Source organism: Methylosinus sp. C49 (assembly GCF_009936375.1).
Lineage (GTDB): Bacteria > Pseudomonadota > Alphaproteobacteria > Rhizobiales > Beijerinckiaceae > Methylosinus.
Map to the genome: position 1 here is coordinate 3,008,998 of NZ_AP022332.1, position 16,635 is coordinate 3,025,632.

Genomic DNA, 16,635 nt, shown 5'->3' on the forward strand with positions numbered 1-16,635 from the left:
CGATTGGCACGCGCACGACTACCATCAACTGATGTATGCCGCGGGCGGGGCCGCCCAGATCGAGACGGATCGCGGTCGCCATATTCTTCCGCAAGGCCGGGCCGTCTGGATACCGGCGGGAACGCGACATCGCTCCCTGATCACGGATGGTGGCGGCGCCTCATTGTATTTTTCACCAGAAGCCGTCGAGGATCGCTCGCGGCATGTGCGGATCGTGGTCGCGAGTCCATTGATGCGGGAGATGATCCTGTTCGCGACCCGCTGGCCGCTCGGCGCCAGCGAGACAGATCCACTCGCCGACAACTTCCTCCGCGCCTTGGCGCTCCTGTGCGGCGAGTGGCTGCTATGCGAGCTTCCGCTGTTCCTGCCGAGCGCGGCGCACCCATCCATCCACCGCGCCATGGATTATGCCTTGGCCGATCTTGCCGCCGCGACATTGACCGAAGCCCTACGCCACGCCGCTCTGTCCGAACGCACGTTCCGCCGCCTGTTCGCGCGCGAGACGGGACTGACGTGGCAGAACTGGCTCGGCCAAGCGCGCATTCAGATGGCGATGGGACTGTTGGATGCAGGGTCGAAGAATAACCGACGTCGCGGCCGATGTCGGCTATGCGTCCCTCAGCGCCTTCGCAAAGGCGTTTGCGCAGATCGCCGGCGAAGGGCCGGCTCAATTCCGGCAGCGTCACGGCCCAGGGACGAGTTGACAACTCCGCCCGGGCGTTGCCGCGAATAGCGGAAAGGGTGCACGCCGTAGCGTCGGCACAGAGCGACAAACAAACGCACCGACCATTCGTCTGGAAGGCTGAACTTCATCTCGACCGGTGGATCGCTGCGCGCCGCCTCATCGAGCTTCTCCCTCAGCCGATCGGCCGCCGCGCTGGCCGCCTCGCGCTCTCCGGCGCTCGTCGCGCCGAAATGCAGCGCCTCCACCTTCCACAACCGCTCTCGAAGCTGGTCCTCGATCGTCATCGGCGTCGCTCCTCAAAAGCACGACGCCATCGCTCCGATCAGAGGTCAACTGCCCAGCCCCGCCATCGACAGCCGATCGGTGTGGCACGGCCGCACCGCTTACCGTTGTGAACGACACCGACCTAAGCGCGAAAATCACCCGACGACACGTGGAAGAGTAAGCGATCGGATGACGGGCGGAATGCGCAACGCTGGTCATCTGGTGGGCATCCGACGCGCAGATCGGATGCATTTCGGATCTCCGTCAAGGGGCCGCCGAATTGCAAAAAGCGCACGTTCGCCAGGCTTTCGTCCTATGGAGCTCGCACTCGACGAAGAGCTGTAGCCGGGTCTTTTATTGCCCTCGCGATGCCAATTGACGCAAATTCCAGCGCTCTCATGTCGATCTACGGCACGAGATTGCCGAGGCGAAAGTATTTCGCCGCCCCTCTTGTCCTCACCGAGGACAAAGTGAGCGCGTCACACGCTATGCCGACACGCACGTCGGCTACGGCGGCTTTCGTGCGGATAGAATATGCTCGCACTGAGCATATTTCTAGACGATCTTTGCGGACGTTCGATCACTCGGCCTCTGGAAATTCCTGAACGCGCCGCTTCAAATCCGATGCCAGCGCGTTGGCCATCTGCGTGAAGCCTTCCAGCCGATCGATGCGGTCCTGCAACTGCTTTCGGTTGGCCTCATTCGGATCGGACTTTTTCAAGAGGCTATTCTCACCAACGATGACGCGAATTATCGGAAGTTCAACCCCATTGTCTGCCCCGGCCGCCTCAGCAAGTGCGCCCCACTCCCTCGATTTATCGAGCGCAACCTCCGCAGCTTGCGTTAGGCAGTAACGAATAAGCATTCTTGCCGAATAATCCAAGCCGTCGATGAGCTTCAGCCACGACTTCGCCTCTTCGTCCATATCGGCGTCGTCGGCAGCAGCGCGTACCGAACGAAAATATCTTGGCGTGCTGTCGTCCGGATCAAGGCTTTCAAGCGCTCTCAGGATCGGTTCGAGTTCCTCAAATGGACGCTTACCGTTTGGCAATTCGTGACGATGTTTCCATAGGCTGATGATGACTTCGCAGCACGCCCGAATCTTAGCCGGTCGCTCTTCGTCGCTTGCTTTCTCGGCGTCTTGGATCAGCTCGGCGACATAGTGAGCCATCCACCGGCCTAGGGTATCCACGGACCGATCGAGGTCGAGCTCACTCGTCAGCTTCCTGCCGAGCTCAAGCGTCGCCTCACAGCGCGCTGAGACTACCGTCGGATTTGAGAAGGAAGAGTCGTGCACTTGGCAGAATGAATCCGAGGTCATCGTTCCTACTACTTTCCCAGCGAGAATAGCAGCGCCGCCGTTCAATTTCTACCTCCACGATCAAATCCATGCGTAGCTTACGTAAGAGCGCAAGAACGAACGCGAATGACGCCTGAAAACGTGAACCAGTCTCGCCTTCCGTTTCATCGTCATCCTTGTCGCGGAAGTGCCCCCATACTTGTGACCACGCGACATCGCCGTGATCGCCCTCAACATGCCATCGCCGACGCTCAACGTCGCAATTAAGGTTCATGAGCTCGGTGACGTAAGCGGCGGGCGCTGGCGGCGGATACTTGATGGCACCCGCCCAAGGGTCCAGGTCATCTAATCCGTAATCGCGAGATCGATCGGTAAGCCAACCTTTGAGCTGAAAGCCATCAAAGTCGATTTGCAAATCGTCGTCGGCGTCGGGAATTCGATAGTCGTGAGGATTGCCTGCGCTCTGCAAGGCCCTCAGCAGCGCCATCGAACGATCTGACGAAACAAGCGCGCTACCAACGTGGATCGACTCCTCCCGATGTCTCGATCGTCTCGTCCAACGTCCCCAAAGATTCATTCTGCCGTCAGTGCTGATGAGAATCTGGTCAAAATCACTCCTGACGATTGACCAGCGCCATTCGTCCGTTTCCTTTTCATCTTTCCAATTCGGCCGCTCAAGCGGAACTGGGTCGCGCCGGTCCGCCAGCCATCCGTTGTCACGGCGGGACAGATCATGTCTCGATAGCCAATTGCGAAACTCATCCTCGGAATCGTCGGGATCGTGATGCACTGGCGCTGCCGCAAGCAGCTTCCCGGCCACCACCATCATCGCGTGGTACGAAAGATAGAAACGAAGCTCGTCCACTCGCGGATACGAGCCGTGCGAATGATGGGGCTCTCTATCTCTGAAAATCTTTCGGCGGTAGCGCGCATCCTCATTCCACTGGCTGCCCCCGTGGAGGTTCCAATCGCTTCTGATCACGCGCAACGCTTCGCGTTCGATGCTGGCTTGCGATTTCGCGAAACACCTTCCGAGAGGCGCAAGCCAGTAAGGACCCATGTCGATGCCAAAATAGAACCGATCGTCGTTGTTGTCGGCCTCGGCCTTGCGTTCACCGTCAGCCTCGTCGTCTTCGAAGCGCCGATAGGACTTCGATTCGACGGGAGGAAAAGAAGATGCGTTGACGGTAGCGAGCCGCGCTCGTAAATCGGTTTGCGATCCCAAGAACCCGCCGTCCAACAGAGCTTCGATAGTTCTCGTTGCGAATGCCCGAATGAGGACGTGAGGTTCACCGGCGAACGCCAATTTGAACAGGAAGTCGGCATATGGGGCAACGATGCCAGGGTGGTCTTTCGCGGCGCGCGCCAATCCGATCAGAAACCATTGGCGTGCGTGCAACTTATAGAAGTGCAGGCCGGCGTCGGCAAAGGCATCGGCTGATGCTCCGCTCGCCAACGCGACGAGATGCCCAAGCACCTTGGCCTGTCCGAGCGTGCAAAGCGCGCGTACCGCGTGCGCAGCTTCCCAGCGCAAGCTTGCCCGTGGTGCAGCAAGGCCGCCCCAGATATAACCGGCGACTGAGCCCTCTATTTCAGCGGGCGGCTCGAACTTTGGCGACCAGGGGCCATCGCCGTCGCCGTCCTCAAGAACCGTATCGAACAGATCGAGGCCGAACGAAAGTGCTTCAATCGCTTCGTTCTCCGATAATTTCGACGCGAGGAGTCCGACCAGCGTGAACAAGCGGCGCGCGCCGATGACTTCCGTCGCCTCGCCAATGCCAGATAGAACAACGCCGACGACATCGCCTTCTGGAATGCCGGATAGCTCGCACGCGGTCTTGAATGGAAGCACCTCATAGTACCGGCTTTTCGTGACGGCCATGCAGTGCCGCCGGCAGAATACCCTCAAAGTTTCGGCTAGAGCCGACTTGACCGCGAGCCGATTTTTCCAAGCTTCTGGAAGAAGCTCAAGAAAGCTGCGCAGATCATAGAGTCCGAAATCGGTTACGTCAGCGACAGCCGCGATGAACTCGGCCTCTTTGCCGACATTCACGCGGCGGTATGCTTCTGCAAAGAAGCGGTCAGGATAGCGCGGCAAGGCACTATTATTGAAACGCCGACGCGCGCGCGAAAGGTCGTTAGCGATACAAAGATCGATATCCTCGAAGACTGCGTTCCAGTCGCGCTCGTAACTACTGTCTGGCAGAGCGCCGCGGTCCTGGTCATCGCTATTGTCCGTCGGTTTGTCTGACTGCTCTTCGCGCTCACTTAGGGCGATCCATGCATCAAGCTCGGTGACCGCGATGCCATGCTGCGTCAAGACGTTTTTGAGCGCGCGCCACCTTCCAAGGCTGTGCTGCTCCAGCGTCATGTAACGGTAGCAAAATTCCGCTGTGGCTTCTTTTTCAGCCTTGTTCGCGCAGGCAGCGAAAGCTCTCTTGAGCAACAGAGGCTCATCCCACTGGGCACGAAAGCCGATCAACGCCAGCGCAACCTTTGGGTCGAGCTCACCGTGCGAAACTAGGAAGTTGACAGCGATCGGCAATAACCGTTCCGTCCATCCGAAATCCCGATCCCGCCAGCGGCTGAGGATCGCAAGGGAAGAGCTCCCGCATAGGCCGGCGATCGCCTCAACGGTCGCTTCCCAATCAAAATGCTTGTCGCGGACGACGTAGTCGTAGGTAAGTTCCGCGCAGCGCGCGAGCCGATACGCCGTCACCGGATCTGGCCTGTCTCTGCAGGCCGCACGATCAGCGAGGTCAAGTAACGCACCCCAGCGATCTAGGTTTTCATCGCCAATTTTGCTTGCGACTTCTACGGCCAGATTGAAATACGCGACCGCCTCGGAGCGGCTTGCCATCAAGGTCGCGCGCGCTAGATCGACATAGCTGTCCGACTTCGATTCCGCACTTTCCCGCTCGTCGCGAATCAGCCCGAAGGCTTTGCTGGCATACTCCAGCGCGTGCGCCTCGAGCGAGGGCGATCGGGCTGCTAGCCGCGCAAGGTGCGTAAGCGTCTTCGCGTATAATGGCCGCTTGAGGCCCACGATCCACTTATTCAGCTCGTCCAGCGATGCGGCCTCAGCGCTTCCCGTGACCAACAACGTATCAAACCATACTCGGGCGACTTCGTTGGACGTGAACGACTCCTCCCGATAGCTGATCTTTTCGGCTTTCGAAGACGCAGCGGCCGTTTCCGCGATCTCGTTGGCAAGATCGGCACGCGCCGTTCGACCGATGAAAGTCGCCGCCCACAGGCGGTGCCACGGCAAGAGGGCGCCGATGTCCTCCTTAAACTCCTGTACGTCCCGAGAGTCGGAATGAGGTTTCGGGTTTACCAGCTCCTTTCGTAGGCCATCATGCGCCAAATCGATCAAATTCAGTGATTGCCCATTGAGAGCCGCGCGCAGGGCATACGCGCGAAGCAACGCAAACCGTGTCCTCCCATAGCGGGACGAGAGCCCCTGCGGAGGCGAAGGAGGGAGATAGCGGGTAAGAAGGGAGATCAATTCGCCGGTCGCACCAACCGAGAGCTTGTGCGCTGCCTCCGCAAGCGCAGTTACCGCTTGGATGACGCTCCCGTCATTGTCCCAGCGATCTCCGTCGCTGAGCTTGATCCGCGGATCGCGAGCTAAACGAAGAGCACATTCGACCACACTTTTTGGCGGCGTTCTATGGACCTCTCGTAATTCCAGCGTGATCGCCAGTACAAGGCACAGGTTGTTCTCGGCAGCCACTGCAAGATTATCGAGATCGTGATAGCGACCATGATCGATGAATCGGCTTGCGAGAGTCCGCCCCACGCAAAATGAAACCTCACGGGGCGACCATCCGCGTAAATCATGTGCGCAGCTAGCGGCACCGTGAATGTTGAAAAAGGCGGTCGCCATCTCAAGGATGTCGTTATCCGTCACTTTTTCCCGTTTCCTGTCATCACGCGGAAGCTGACCCCAGTTCCGCAACCATTCGCGGGCCATTCGTAGCCTGCTGCGCGCATCGCCCAGCAGCTCGCCGCGTCCTGACAACAGTCCAGCTTCATAAGCGTGGTGTGAACCGACCCAACCCGCGCCAAATGTTCGCCGCGAGATGAGCTCCTGAATGCGCTCGCTCTCCATGAATACCGCCGCTAAGTCGGTGTTCGCTTGAAGTAGCTTGCGTTGTCGTTCATCGCCTGCGCTTTCGCCCCCGGCCTTCAGCGCCAGCTTCGCCGCATCGGTGTAACGTCGCGCGCGGAGGCTCGCTTTGAGGGCAAACTGAAGGCGTTGCAGTTCAACGTCACGCTTTTCAACCGGACTGGTGCTCGGCAGAGCTTCGGAAGAGAGAGCGAGCGCCACAAGCTCCGCAAAATGACCCGCCTCCAGCATGAGTTGCGGCAATGCGGATGCTACATAGGCGCTACCCGCCGCGATGGGCTTCAGGCTTGCAATGAAAGCCGCCAAATCGGCTGCCGCTGGCTTGAACCTGTCTCTGAACCAAGTCTCAGCGGGCTCATCGTAGAATTGAATCGTGTCGCCCGTAACAAGGAGCGGACGCCCAAGATCGAACGCGAAACTCCTGATCGCAGCCTCATCGACCCCCGACATTGACGCCAGAACCGATAGAGGGATCAAGGGCCGGAGCGCAGCCAGCCCAGCGCAAATTCTGTCGATCTGCGCCTTCTCGATGGACCCTACCGCATCGCGCAGCCTCGCGATTGCGTCATTAAGAAGGTTGCCGATCGCGTCCTCGACCGTCGTGGGATTTGGGCCGAGCGCCCGGAGAATCTCGCTCAACGAGACCTTGCGCGCGAGGGCCAGCGCTTGAACGCGAGGGTTCTGCGAACTCAAGCGATGGAATTCGTCGACGTCTTGTTCGGTGGCACCGGTGAAAACTTGGCGCAAGCACGTCGCAGTTTCCGCTCGGCTGAATGGATGCAGTTCAAGCCGTAGAGCGGAGGGCGGAGGGTCAAGATACCCCTGCCGGTGCGTCCGGCACAGGGCGACCAACCGTACGCCTTCCGGCAACTGCTCTCGGAGCAGGTCGCGCACAAAAGATCGCGCTTCGCCAATTTCCTCCGCCGCCATCTGCGCATTGTCCGCGGCGTCAATGACGATGCAGAGAAGCGCTTGCGCATTCTCGGCCCTGAGGGAGGTGATGCTTTGCGTTAGACGATAAAGAAAGGCTCTCACGTAGGCCGATGGTTCGGCGTGAGGGCTTGGGATGAGCGGGTGGCACAGCCCCTTGGCAGCTAGCTCATTCGCAATTTGAACCAGAGCGTCCTTGTGGCGATGCCGATAGCCGCTGGCGCTGCGGTACTGGCCATTGCCAAAACAATCGTAGAGAACGCTGGATGAGCCTGCGGGCAGCGCCAAGTTGATGCGCGTTGCGAAAACCGACTTTCCCACTCCGCCGGCAGCATGAACGATGACCGGAACATCGTCCGCCTGCATGATCGCCCGGTTGAGCTCTGGTTCTTGCTCACGCGGGACTACGTTCGCAATGTCTTTGATGAAGCACGGCGCAGGAAACAGGCGGCTCTCGTCGGTCTTGAGCGCCCGAAGCACGTCCATTCTCGTGACAGTTGGATTCTCTGCACTCACGGAGAGAGCTTTTTTGGTCACAAGCTCCTTCAATTGCACGGGCGCATCAACGTCTGCATCAGCAAGGTAGTAACTAACGTCTTGGGCCAGTATGTTTCGTTGATCCAACACTCCTTCCTGACCTCCTTCGAGCCGAAGCAGCTTGCAGAAGGCCGCGAGCGCCGTGCCGCTGAGACCTGTGAACCTCTCAAGCTTCTTGAGATTGTCGGTGTGCCGCGCCGCTGCGGTGCCTTCGGCGGCGTCATGAATAGCTTCGAGAAAGTCGGAGTTGACCGGGCGGTTAGAAACGAACCAGAACTCTAGCTTGCCGTCCAGGTGTTCTGTTCGAAGGCGCTGTTGAAGGGCTTTGAATCGCTCGGCGAATCCCGTCAGCGTCTTTCCGAGCCCACTTGGCGCCCAAGCTTCATCAGCTCTCAGTGTTGAGTGCTTGAGCTGGATGTACCGAATCAGTGTTGCCTGTTCGAGACTTTCGCTCCCGTAATACTCGCCAACGTCGATCAGCTCTTCGCCGGTCGTAATGCGGTCCGCCGCCGCTGCCTCTGATGGAGAGGACCCCTCGATCGTGACCGCCTTCAGGCTGGCGTCGGGCGAAAGGAGAAGTAGGCAACGGCGTGCGGCCCACAGATAATGGAACTGGTCGCCATCGCGGCTTGGACGAACGAAATTAGTTTCGGACATCGGGTCTTCGCTCGATTCGGATGAAGGGCTGGCGCCGGGAAAATCGTTTCCGGTCGCAGCCTAGCCGCTGTGCTTCGGTACGCATCGGCTTAGAATATCAGTGAACACATCGCTTAGGCTTTTCGGTAGCGAATGATCCGCGCGGCGGCAAGAGCTAGAGCCGGGTCGAGTTCCGGCCGTCGGGCGTGCTGATTGGATGACCGCTAAGGGCGCGTTCAGCGACGCTGGGCGATCTGGGGGAGCCGACTTACGGTCGTAGCCAAAGGTAAAGCGGCTCACAGCTTTCGGCTGTCTTCAGATTTTATAGCGATATTTCAATTAGATAGATGTTTCTTATCTTTGTCCTGTCCGGCGCGCCATTTCACCAATGAGGATTCGAACTCCTTGCCCGATCTGGGGTCGGAGCCAACTGCAGCGTCGCAAGCGCTGACGAGCCTTGTTCGCCGCTCTCCGGGTTGCGCTCAATGGCTTGACTTTTTACGAAGCTTGGCTTGCGGCCCCCTTCTCTCCCGCGCCGTCAACAGGCTCGTCGTCGTCATTCAATTCATCGATTTCCTGCTCAAGACCTTTTTTCAACTCCAGCAGAGGAAACTCCAGCAGAGAAATGAGATCTAACGATAAAAACACACTGTGGTCACCACCTTCGTCGTCAAGATGAAGCATTTTAGAGCCTGTGTGCTCTACACCCAAATCAAAATCGAACATTGCGCTGGCCAAGCGCTCGGGTGACGCGTAAAGCTTGCGAGTTGCTCCACTATTGTAGACAATACGCGTCTCTAGACATATCGCTTTCAGCTTATCCGAATCGAGTTTGTGTTCTTCGATTAGTGACTTTCCAACGGAGATAAGTGTTTCGGAGAACTCATCCTCGCTATCTTGGTCACCGAGTTCATCCCATATCAAGTGATTAAGGCAAGCATAGACCTCCTCAGGCCAGCCTTCCACGTCATCAGGCCCGACTTCCCAATCGCCTTCTATGCTGTCCTCTGCTTCATCTAGAAAAGTCAAAGCAAGCGCCTGCGATGGTCGAACGACCACCATCTTATTGTTTAATGTCTGAAACGAAATCCATGTGCCCGGTTCGACACTCTGAAGTTCGGCAAACACCTGCTCCATGGTCGAGATCGAAATCGGGTACCAAATGGAGTGATCTCTGCTCGGCAGATGGATGCCGATGTTACCCCAATACCCGCTCTTGTCTCCCGATATCCAGGTGAAAGGATTCGTATTCTGATGTTGGAGCATTGGCTTACGTCCAAGCAGTTGGTCGACAGAAGTCCACAGACAGACTGCTAAGTCTCGCAGCGCTGCCAAACTTGGTTCTGCTTTGCCGCTCTCCCACCTCGCGATCGTTTGCTGAGTGGTGCCGATACGCTTTGCCAACTCACTCTGCGTGAGACCATGTCGCTCGCGGATCACTTTGAGATTTTTCATGAAAACATCCGTATATGGTGTATTAAACACATAATATGTGTTTTTGGCTACAGTCAAGTCCGCGTCACCAAATGGAGCAGCGCGCCGGCACGAATGGGTCCCAGCCCGCGCGACAAGCAGACTGTTACATGCGGCGGCCTCCACCGTTCGTTGGTAATACCGCCGAGATCGAAGTGTATACCCCCATAATGGCGAAAGAACTACTTCAATCACATAGGTGTTCGCAATTTTGTATTATCCATCGCGCCAAGCTACGATATCTTACGATGCCGTACGATGCTTGCTCTATTATCAAGGCCCCGCAGTTGCATGATCTCCGTCGCCTTTATTATTCGTATGGAAGGCATCTTTCTCAGCGTGGTATTTGATCGCGCGTTCGCCCTTGGCGGTTAAGCGCCATTTCTTGCGGAACGGTTTTATGAAGCCATATTTGCTTAATGTGTTGACCGCTTGCTTGTGGAGCCGCTCGTCATTGCCTTCTGTGATTTTGCGGAGCGTGGAAACTGCGGTGTCGGAAAGAAAGTCTGCGCTATAGAACTCTATCCCAGGACGCGTGCGCCGATATTCGTATTTGTCGTAGTCGGCCTCGCGCTTCAATCGAAAAGCTTTCTCGATCTGGGTGTAACTTTCATCACATCTATAGTGTGAATGGCCGAGAACACGGCTTTTGAGTTTTTGGATTACGGCGTGCGTGATCTGCTTGTGTGCTGCCGTTGCTTTATCCGTCCCGTCCTTCGCCATGCGCTCGCGATCCTCGGAGAACACGAATATTTTTGGATCGGACTTTTGTTCGATAATATCGACCGATAAGACCTCACGAAGGAGATCCGGTATACGATCCGGTGCGTTCAGTTCGCGATAATATTTAATTCTTTGGTGCGCGACGGCGATGCTTTGCTCGAGCGCCTCTGGTGGCGATGGTTCATCAATGGCATGAAGCAGATCGAATGCGAGCGATTGCACGGCGGTGATCATCCGTTGCTTGATTTGCTCAGGGGACTGTTCCGTGCTAACAGCGGAAGGATCTTTGACAGCTAGCTGCTCTTTCTTTTCGGCGCGCTCCCTTGCGCTGATCATTCGCGCCTGATGCAGCCCCTTGCCAGACATCCCGCCCTCCGCTTCGATTTGACTCTCGGGGAGAATGAAGAGGCGGATACTATCGGCGCCGATGCCGACTAGGTCATCAAAGTTGTGAATGGACAGATACTGATTGCGCCCCTTGAGCAATCGCAAGACTTCGTGCTCTGCGTAATAGAGTTGCTGCATGAAATTGAGATTGGAGCGACCAGCCGACTCCCATCGCTTGTGCGCCCAATCGTGCCAATCCTTGTATTTTGGCGGTCGTTTTCTGCGGCCGAGGTCATAGGCGATATCGACATCGCCGAAGGTCTCGGCGTCGTTATCGATAGCGCTGCCGAACAATCGAATTTCGTTCACGAAATAACAAAGCTCTCGATTGGCGTTGATCTGAGCGACTCGTTTCAAGAGCCCAGCAATAATGTTGTCGACTTTCGCGCGGTCGATGCGCTTGAGCATGCGAGCCAGCGTAAACCTCGTGCCATATTCGCCGAGGGCGTAGCGAATTTGAGGAGCCGGGTCCTTGTCCCACGATAGCGGCGGCTTTCTTTCGAGGATTTTCTGCTCGACCAGTATTTCGCTTAGCCACTCCGCATGAGTTGGCGAGATGTTCATATGATCGGCTAACGAGGTCACAGTCCAGCCGCTGTCATTCATGTCGTGGCGGACCATTTCACGAATAGCATCGCGAATAACCTTAATTTTTAGTCCAGCAATAATGGTCGTTCGATCGAGGTCCAATTCCTACGCTCCCGTTCGCCAGCGCCCCTGCTATCGCAATGGTCTTGACCTTTCTTGGAAGTGCTGCAACTGGCGCTTTGCGACGGTCGGGTGTGCCGTATCTCTGCCTCAGGCGATCCGATAAGATAACCTAGCGAAGCGATACCGCAATATCAGCGATCGATCTGAAGAGGATCAGTGGATCGTCTTTTGAGGGAATGAAGCCTCGTCGCGCCCAGAAGGCAGCAGCTTCGGCGTCAACCGCGTTGACGATCAAGGCGCGGCCTCCAATGAGACTTGCGGCCGTGACACACCGTTGCAATGCATGCTTGAGCAGGCCGGTGCCAACGCCCTTGCCGGTCCAATTCTGATCCGTTGCAAGTTGTCCCAGGAGCAGGCAGGGGACAGGGTCGGGCGGCTGGCCCGTTCGGACAGATCGCGGCAGCACTGAAGGCACGATTGCCGTTGGCGCGAGACCATAATAACCGATCACACGATTGGCTTCATGGACGACGAGAACGGCCGTAAAGCCTTTCTCCTGATTGGATAGCGCTCGGGTTTTGAGCCAGCGATCAAGTGACGGCTTGCCACAGGAGAACCCAACGAGATCATGGGCTGCCGTCAATAATTCAGGATCGGAGATCGCCAAGCCCTAGTTCCCGGTCTTTGAACCGCTGGTCTCCCACGGGGCCGCACGCCTGAAGAGTTCAACCATTTCGGGGACCGCGGCGGCGGGCTTGGATAATGCCGCCGTGAAGGCCTTGAACCCCGCGGCGCTCATCCGAATGGGCGCCGTCTCCATCAGTACATCCTCGGCCGCTCGTACGGCCGCGTCACGTACGAAATCGGTGCGTGAACGGCCGCGCAACGCCGCGGCCCGATCTATGATGGCGATGTCAGCTTCGGGCAGCCGCATCGAAACCGGATGCTCCTTGCGCTCAACAACTCGGGGCATGAGAAACCTCCATATGCTAGCAATATAGAGCACTGTAGCGCGTTTTGCAATACGAAACCCGAAGGCGGGGCTCCAACAGGAAGAAATTATAAATCGATCTCAATTACATACGAGTTCGTAGTTTTGTCCTGTCCGGTGCGCCATTCCTGAACAGTAGTGGGCACCATGCAGCCATCGAACGGCCGCCGGCGACGCGGGAACGCAACCGGTCATGGCGGCCGCGGATCAGGGCGACTTCCGGTGGCTTTTCCAGCGAGCGCGCCGATGCGCTCTACTACAAGCCGGCCAAGGGCCTCATCCAATATCGCGTGCGGTCGAGCCGGGATATCGGCGAGCGTACTGCGACGACTTCCGTTCTCTTCGACGCCTATACGGGCGAGCTGGTGACGCTGAGCCTGCCGTCGGGGCTGCGCAGCGGCGACACCGTCACCAATCGGCTCGCCGCCCTGCATATGGCGCGCGTCTTCGACCTACCCTATCGCATCTTCGTCTGCATCCTGGGGCTGGTCATCGCCATGCTCTCCGTGACGGGAGTGTATATCTGGTGGAAGAAGAGAGCGGCCAAATCGGCGCCTTCCGGCCGGCGCAAGCCCTGCCCGGGCGAGCCGTAGCGGCGGGCGCTCGACCTCCGATCGCGCGCCCCCGACGCCGCTGTGCGCTAACGCGTATCGCTTGAAAGCGTCGAAGAATAATCGCACCGCCGCCCGCGCCTGAACGTCGGGATCGTGCCGAGCCGCCGAGCACGATCGTTATAAGGCCACGCCGAATGTTCAAGACCGAGGCGCCGGCCCGGACTTAGTCTTTCAAGCGAGCGACGAGGAAGGCATCGCCAGAACGGCTCGTGCATTTCTCAGAAAAAGTTGCGCGATGAGCCGCAATGCGCCTCCGATCACGGCAGCCGAGGAGCCGAGAGCATGAGCTACTTCACCGCATCCGACGGCGTAGAAATTTTTTACAAGAGCTTCGGCGACGGCCAGCCGATCGTATTCTCGCATGGCTGGCCGTTGACGGCCGACGCATGGGAAGGGCAAATGCTGTTCTTCGGCATGCGCGGCTATCGCGTCGTGGCGCACGACCGTCGCAGCCATGGCCGCTCCCAGCAGGTCTGGGACGGCAATACGATGGACCGCTACGCGGACGATCTCGCCGAGCTGCTCGAGCTCCTCGATCTGCGCGACGCCGTTCTCGTCGGGCATTCGACCGGCGGCGGCGAGGTCGCACGCTACGTCGGACGCCATGGCGTCGGTCGCGTCGCTAAAGCCGTGCTCGTCGGCGCCGTGCCGCCAATCATGCTCGCCTCGTCCTCCAATCCAGAAGGTCTGCCGATGGACGTGTTCGACAGCACGCGCGCTGGCGTCGCGAGCAATCGATCGCAATTCTTCAAGGATCTCGCCGTTCCTTTCTATGGCCATAACCGAGATGACGCGAAGCGAAGCGCGGGGCTAGAGGACGCCTTCTGGCTGCAAGGAATGGAGGGCGGGCTGAAGGGGCTCTACGATTGCATCCGCGAGTTTTCCGAGCTCGACTATTCGCCCGATCTCGCCAAGATGACGATCCCCACATTGTTCATCCATGGCGATGATGATCAGATCGTTCCCCTCGCGGCCTCGGCACGGAAGGCCGTTCGGCTGACGCCGCAGGGCGAGCTTCTGGTCTATCCCGGCGGATCGCATGGCCTCGCCCAAACCGACCCAGAGAAATTCAATCACGACGTGCTCGCGTTCATCAAGCGCTGACGCGCGAGGCGCCGCCCAAATCCGCAATCCACAATTGGAGAACGACATGACCGCTAAGCTCGAATTGCTGACGCCGCAGAACAGCCAGCTGATCTTCATCGACCACCAGCCGCAAATGGCCTTTGGGGTTCAGTCGATCGATCGGCAGGCGCTCAAGAACAACGCCGTAGCCCTCGCCAAATCGGCGAAGGTGTTTGCGATTCCGACGACGATCACCACCGTCGAGACGGAAAGCTTCTCCGGCCATACCTATCCCGAGCTGCTCGCCGTTTTCCCTGAGGCGCCGCTCCTCGAGCGCACCTCGATGAATTCCTGGGACGATAAGAAGGTCCGCGACGCGCTGGCCGCGAATGGACGTAAGAAGGTCGTCGTCTCGGGCCTGTGGACAGAGGTCTGCAACAATTCTTTCGCCTTCTGCGCCATGCTGGAAGGCGGCTATGAAATTTACATGGTCGCCGACGCTTCCGGCGGCACGTCGAAGGAAGCGCATGACTACGCCATGCAGCGCATGATTCAGGCGGGCGTCGTGCCCGTGACCTGGCAGCAGGTCCTGCTCGAATGGCAGCGCGACTGGGCGCGGCGCGAAAGCTATGACGCCGTCATGTCGATCGTGAAGGAGCATTCCGGCGCTTACGGCATGGGCGTCGATTACGCCTATACGATGGTGCACAAGGCGCCGGAGCGCGTCTCGCATGGTCCCACGCTCGCGCCCATCCCGGCGGTCTAGCATGGACGCGCTCGGCGGCTCTGACGAGATCGCGGCAGAGCGTCTCAGCCGCGGCTTGCTGCTCACGCTCGCCGCGGCCACCGGGCTCGCGGTCGCCAATATTTATTACAACCAGCCGATGCTCGGCCTGATCGAGGCGTCGCTGGGCCCTGGCGCGGCGACGAGCGTTCCGGTGCTGACGCAGCTCGGCTATGCGTCGGGATTGTTCCTGCTCACGCCGCTCGGCGACGTCACGCGGCGCAAGCAGCTGATCGTCGCTGAATTCGTGCTGCTCGCGATCGCGCTGGTCTTGGCTGGCGCGGCGCCCGATGCGCTCACGCTGGCCATCGCTTCGGCGCTCGTCGGTTTCGCTGCGAGCGTCGCGCAGCAGCTCGTTCCACTCACCGCGGAGCTCGCGCAGCCACAGCGGCGGGGCGCCGCCATCGGCGCGGTGATGTCGGGACTATTGCTCGGCGTGCTGCTGAGTCGCACGCTCGCCGGCTTCGTCGCCGCACAATTCGGCTGGCGCACCATGTTCCTCGCCGCGTCTCCGACGATGCTGCTGGTGGCGCTCGCTCTCCAGGCCATTCTCCCCGATGTGCGCGGCGAGCTGCGCCTCCCCTATCCAGAGCTGATGGGCTCTCTGCGGCGCCTCTGGCGCGATCTGGCGGCGCTACGGCGCGCCGCGTTCACGCAAGCTTTCCTGTTCGCGGCTTTTTCCGCCTTTTGGACCGTGCTGGCGTTACGGCTCGCAGCGCCGCCTCTCGGGCTCGGAGCCGGCTCCGCCGGCTTGTTCGGCGTGGTCGGAACAATAGGCGTAATCGCCGCGCCGCTCGCCGGACGCCTAGCCGACGCGCGCGGACCGTCCACGATCGTTCGCCTGGGCGCGGCTCTCGCGCTGGCTTCCTGGGCGGGGATGGCTCTCTGGAGCGATCTTGCAGGACTCGTCGCCGGCGTTCTGGCGCTCGATCTGGCGATGCAGGCGGCGCTCGTGTCCAATCAGCATGTGATCTATGCGCTGCGCGCCGACGCGCGCGGACGGCTCAACACTCTGTTCATGACGACCATGTTCCTCGGCGGCGCGGGGGGCTCGTTCAGCGCGATGATCGCTTGGCGGCTCGGCGAATGGCCGGCGGTCGCCGTCTTGGGGATGGCGTTCAGCGCGGCGGCGCTCGCTATTCAGCTTCGCGCCCCGACGCGCCCGTCACGCTCACGAGAAGCAGGAAGCGAAACGCGATGAGCTCTTATCTCCTATCCCTCGGCGCCGGACTTTTGATCGGCGTCATCTACAGCCTGCTCGGCGTCCGCTCCCCCGCGCCGCCGGTCGTCGCGCTCGTCGGGCTCGCCGGAATATTGCTCGGCGAGCAGATCGTTCCGATCGCCAAACGGATCGCCGATCGAGCCGAGCTCACTCGCTTCATTCGCCATGATTGCTCGCAGCATGTTCTGGGGCCGCTCCCCACGAATAGGGACCGCGACGGCTGACGCGGACGCGTCGATAT

The 16,635-nt window shown here is 59.1% G+C and carries 12 protein-coding genes and 1 pseudogene; 7 read left to right on the forward strand and 6 right to left on the reverse strand.

Features of this window, described 5'->3' with window-relative positions; all coding sequences use genetic code 11:
* Positions 1-31: 31 nt before the first annotated feature.
* Both GYH34_RS21940 and GYH34_RS21945 read left to right on the forward strand, forming a co-directional pair.
* Positions 32-145, forward strand: a pseudogene (locus tag GYH34_RS21940) (AraC family transcriptional regulator); the annotation flags it as partial.
* A 421-nt stretch (positions 146-566) separates the two neighbouring features.
* Positions 567-704, forward strand: coding sequence for a helix-turn-helix domain-containing protein (locus GYH34_RS21945; protein ID WP_244635369.1), 138 nt, complete (start codon positions 567-569; stop codon positions 702-704).
* Positions 705-1,529: 825 nt separating this feature from the next.
* Here GYH34_RS21945 and avs3b read toward each other — a convergent pair.
* The 6 genes from avs3b to GYH34_RS14370 all read right to left on the reverse strand — a co-directional run bounded on the left by avs3b (position 1,530) and on the right by GYH34_RS14370 (position 12,691).
* Positions 1,530-2,246 (reverse strand): AVAST type 3 anti-phage proein Avs3b, encoded by a 717-nt coding sequence (avs3b, locus tag GYH34_RS14345; RefSeq protein WP_197745462.1) that lies wholly within the window; start codon positions 2,244-2,246, stop codon positions 1,530-1,532.
* On the reverse strand, positions 2,197-8,505 hold the full coding sequence (gene avs3a, locus GYH34_RS14350; protein ID WP_161914165.1) for an AVAST type 3 anti-phage nuclease/ATPase Avs3a: 6,309 nt from the start codon (positions 8,503-8,505) through the stop codon (positions 2,197-2,199). The genes avs3b and avs3a overlap by 50 nt, the downstream gene beginning before the upstream one ends.
* A 477-nt stretch (positions 8,506-8,982) precedes the next feature.
* Positions 8,983-9,939 carry a helix-turn-helix transcriptional regulator gene (locus GYH34_RS14355; protein ID WP_161914166.1) on the reverse strand — a complete coding sequence of 319 codons (957 nt, stop codon included), beginning with the start codon at positions 9,937-9,939 and terminating at the stop codon, positions 8,983-8,985.
* A 291-nt stretch (positions 9,940-10,230) separates the two neighbouring features.
* Positions 10,231-11,757 (reverse strand): hypothetical protein, encoded by a 1,527-nt coding sequence (locus GYH34_RS14360; protein WP_161914167.1) that lies wholly within the window; start codon positions 11,755-11,757, stop codon positions 10,231-10,233.
* Positions 11,758-11,887: 130 nt separating this feature from the next.
* Positions 11,888-12,385 carry a GNAT family N-acetyltransferase gene (locus GYH34_RS14365; protein ID WP_161914168.1) on the reverse strand — a complete coding sequence of 166 codons (498 nt, stop codon included), beginning with the start codon at positions 12,383-12,385 and terminating at the stop codon, positions 11,888-11,890.
* Positions 12,386-12,388: 3 nt separating this feature from the next.
* Complete coding sequence (locus tag GYH34_RS14370; RefSeq protein WP_161914169.1) at positions 12,389-12,691, reverse strand: DUF1778 domain-containing protein; 303 nt, start codon at positions 12,689-12,691, stop codon at positions 12,389-12,391.
* Between the two features lie 173 nt (positions 12,692-12,864).
* Here GYH34_RS14370 and GYH34_RS14375 point away from each other — a divergent pair, with 173 nt between their 5' ends.
* From GYH34_RS14375 to GYH34_RS14395, 5 genes are all read left to right on the forward strand, one after another.
* A complete protein-coding gene (locus GYH34_RS14375) occupies positions 12,865-13,302 on the forward strand; it encodes a PepSY-associated TM helix domain-containing protein (RefSeq protein WP_348983917.1) in 438 nt (145 codons plus the stop codon).
* Positions 13,303-13,605: 303 nt separating this feature from the next.
* Positions 13,606-14,427 carry an alpha/beta hydrolase gene (locus GYH34_RS14380; RefSeq protein ID WP_161914170.1) on the forward strand — a complete coding sequence of 274 codons (822 nt, stop codon included), beginning with the start codon at positions 13,606-13,608 and terminating at the stop codon, positions 14,425-14,427.
* A 46-nt stretch (positions 14,428-14,473) separates the two neighbouring features.
* Positions 14,474-15,154 (forward strand): hydrolase, encoded by a 681-nt coding sequence (locus tag GYH34_RS14385; RefSeq protein ID WP_161914171.1) that lies wholly within the window; start codon positions 14,474-14,476, stop codon positions 15,152-15,154.
* Position 15,155: 1 nt separating this feature from the next.
* Positions 15,156-16,373 (forward strand): MFS transporter, encoded by a 1,218-nt coding sequence (locus GYH34_RS14390; RefSeq protein ID WP_161914172.1) that lies wholly within the window; start codon positions 15,156-15,158, stop codon positions 16,371-16,373.
* Positions 16,370-16,618 (forward strand): XapX domain-containing protein, encoded by a 249-nt coding sequence (locus GYH34_RS14395; RefSeq protein ID WP_142861392.1) that lies wholly within the window; start codon positions 16,370-16,372, stop codon positions 16,616-16,618. The genes GYH34_RS14390 and GYH34_RS14395 overlap by 4 nt, the downstream gene beginning before the upstream one ends.
* The last annotated feature ends 17 nt before the right edge of the window (positions 16,619-16,635 follow it).

Bases quoted from the DNA above. Each gene is read 5' to 3' on its own strand.
- GYH34_RS14390 (WP_161914172.1), top strand. From the start codon at position 15,156: ATGGACGCGCTCGGCGGCTCTGACGAGATCGCGGCAGAGCGTCTCAGC.
- GYH34_RS14380 (WP_161914170.1), top strand. From the start codon at position 13,606: ATGAGCTACTTCACCGCATCCGACGGCGTAGAAATTTTTTACAAGAGC.
- GYH34_RS14395 (WP_142861392.1), top strand. From the start codon at position 16,370: ATGAGCTCTTATCTCCTATCCCTCGGCGCCGGACTTTTGATCGGCGTC.
- avs3a (WP_161914165.1), bottom strand. From the start codon at position 8,505: ATGTCCGAAACTAATTTCGTTCGTCCAAGCCGCGATGGCGACCAGTTC.
- GYH34_RS14355 (WP_161914166.1), bottom strand. From the start codon at position 9,939: ATGAAAAATCTCAAAGTGATCCGCGAGCGACATGGTCTCACGCAGAGT.
- GYH34_RS14385 (WP_161914171.1), top strand. From the start codon at position 14,474: ATGACCGCTAAGCTCGAATTGCTGACGCCGCAGAACAGCCAGCTGATC.
- GYH34_RS14370 (WP_161914169.1), bottom strand. From the start codon at position 12,691: ATGCCCCGAGTTGTTGAGCGCAAGGAGCATCCGGTTTCGATGCGGCTG.
- GYH34_RS21945 (WP_244635369.1), top strand. From the start codon at position 567: ATGCAGGGTCGAAGAATAACCGACGTCGCGGCCGATGTCGGCTATGCG.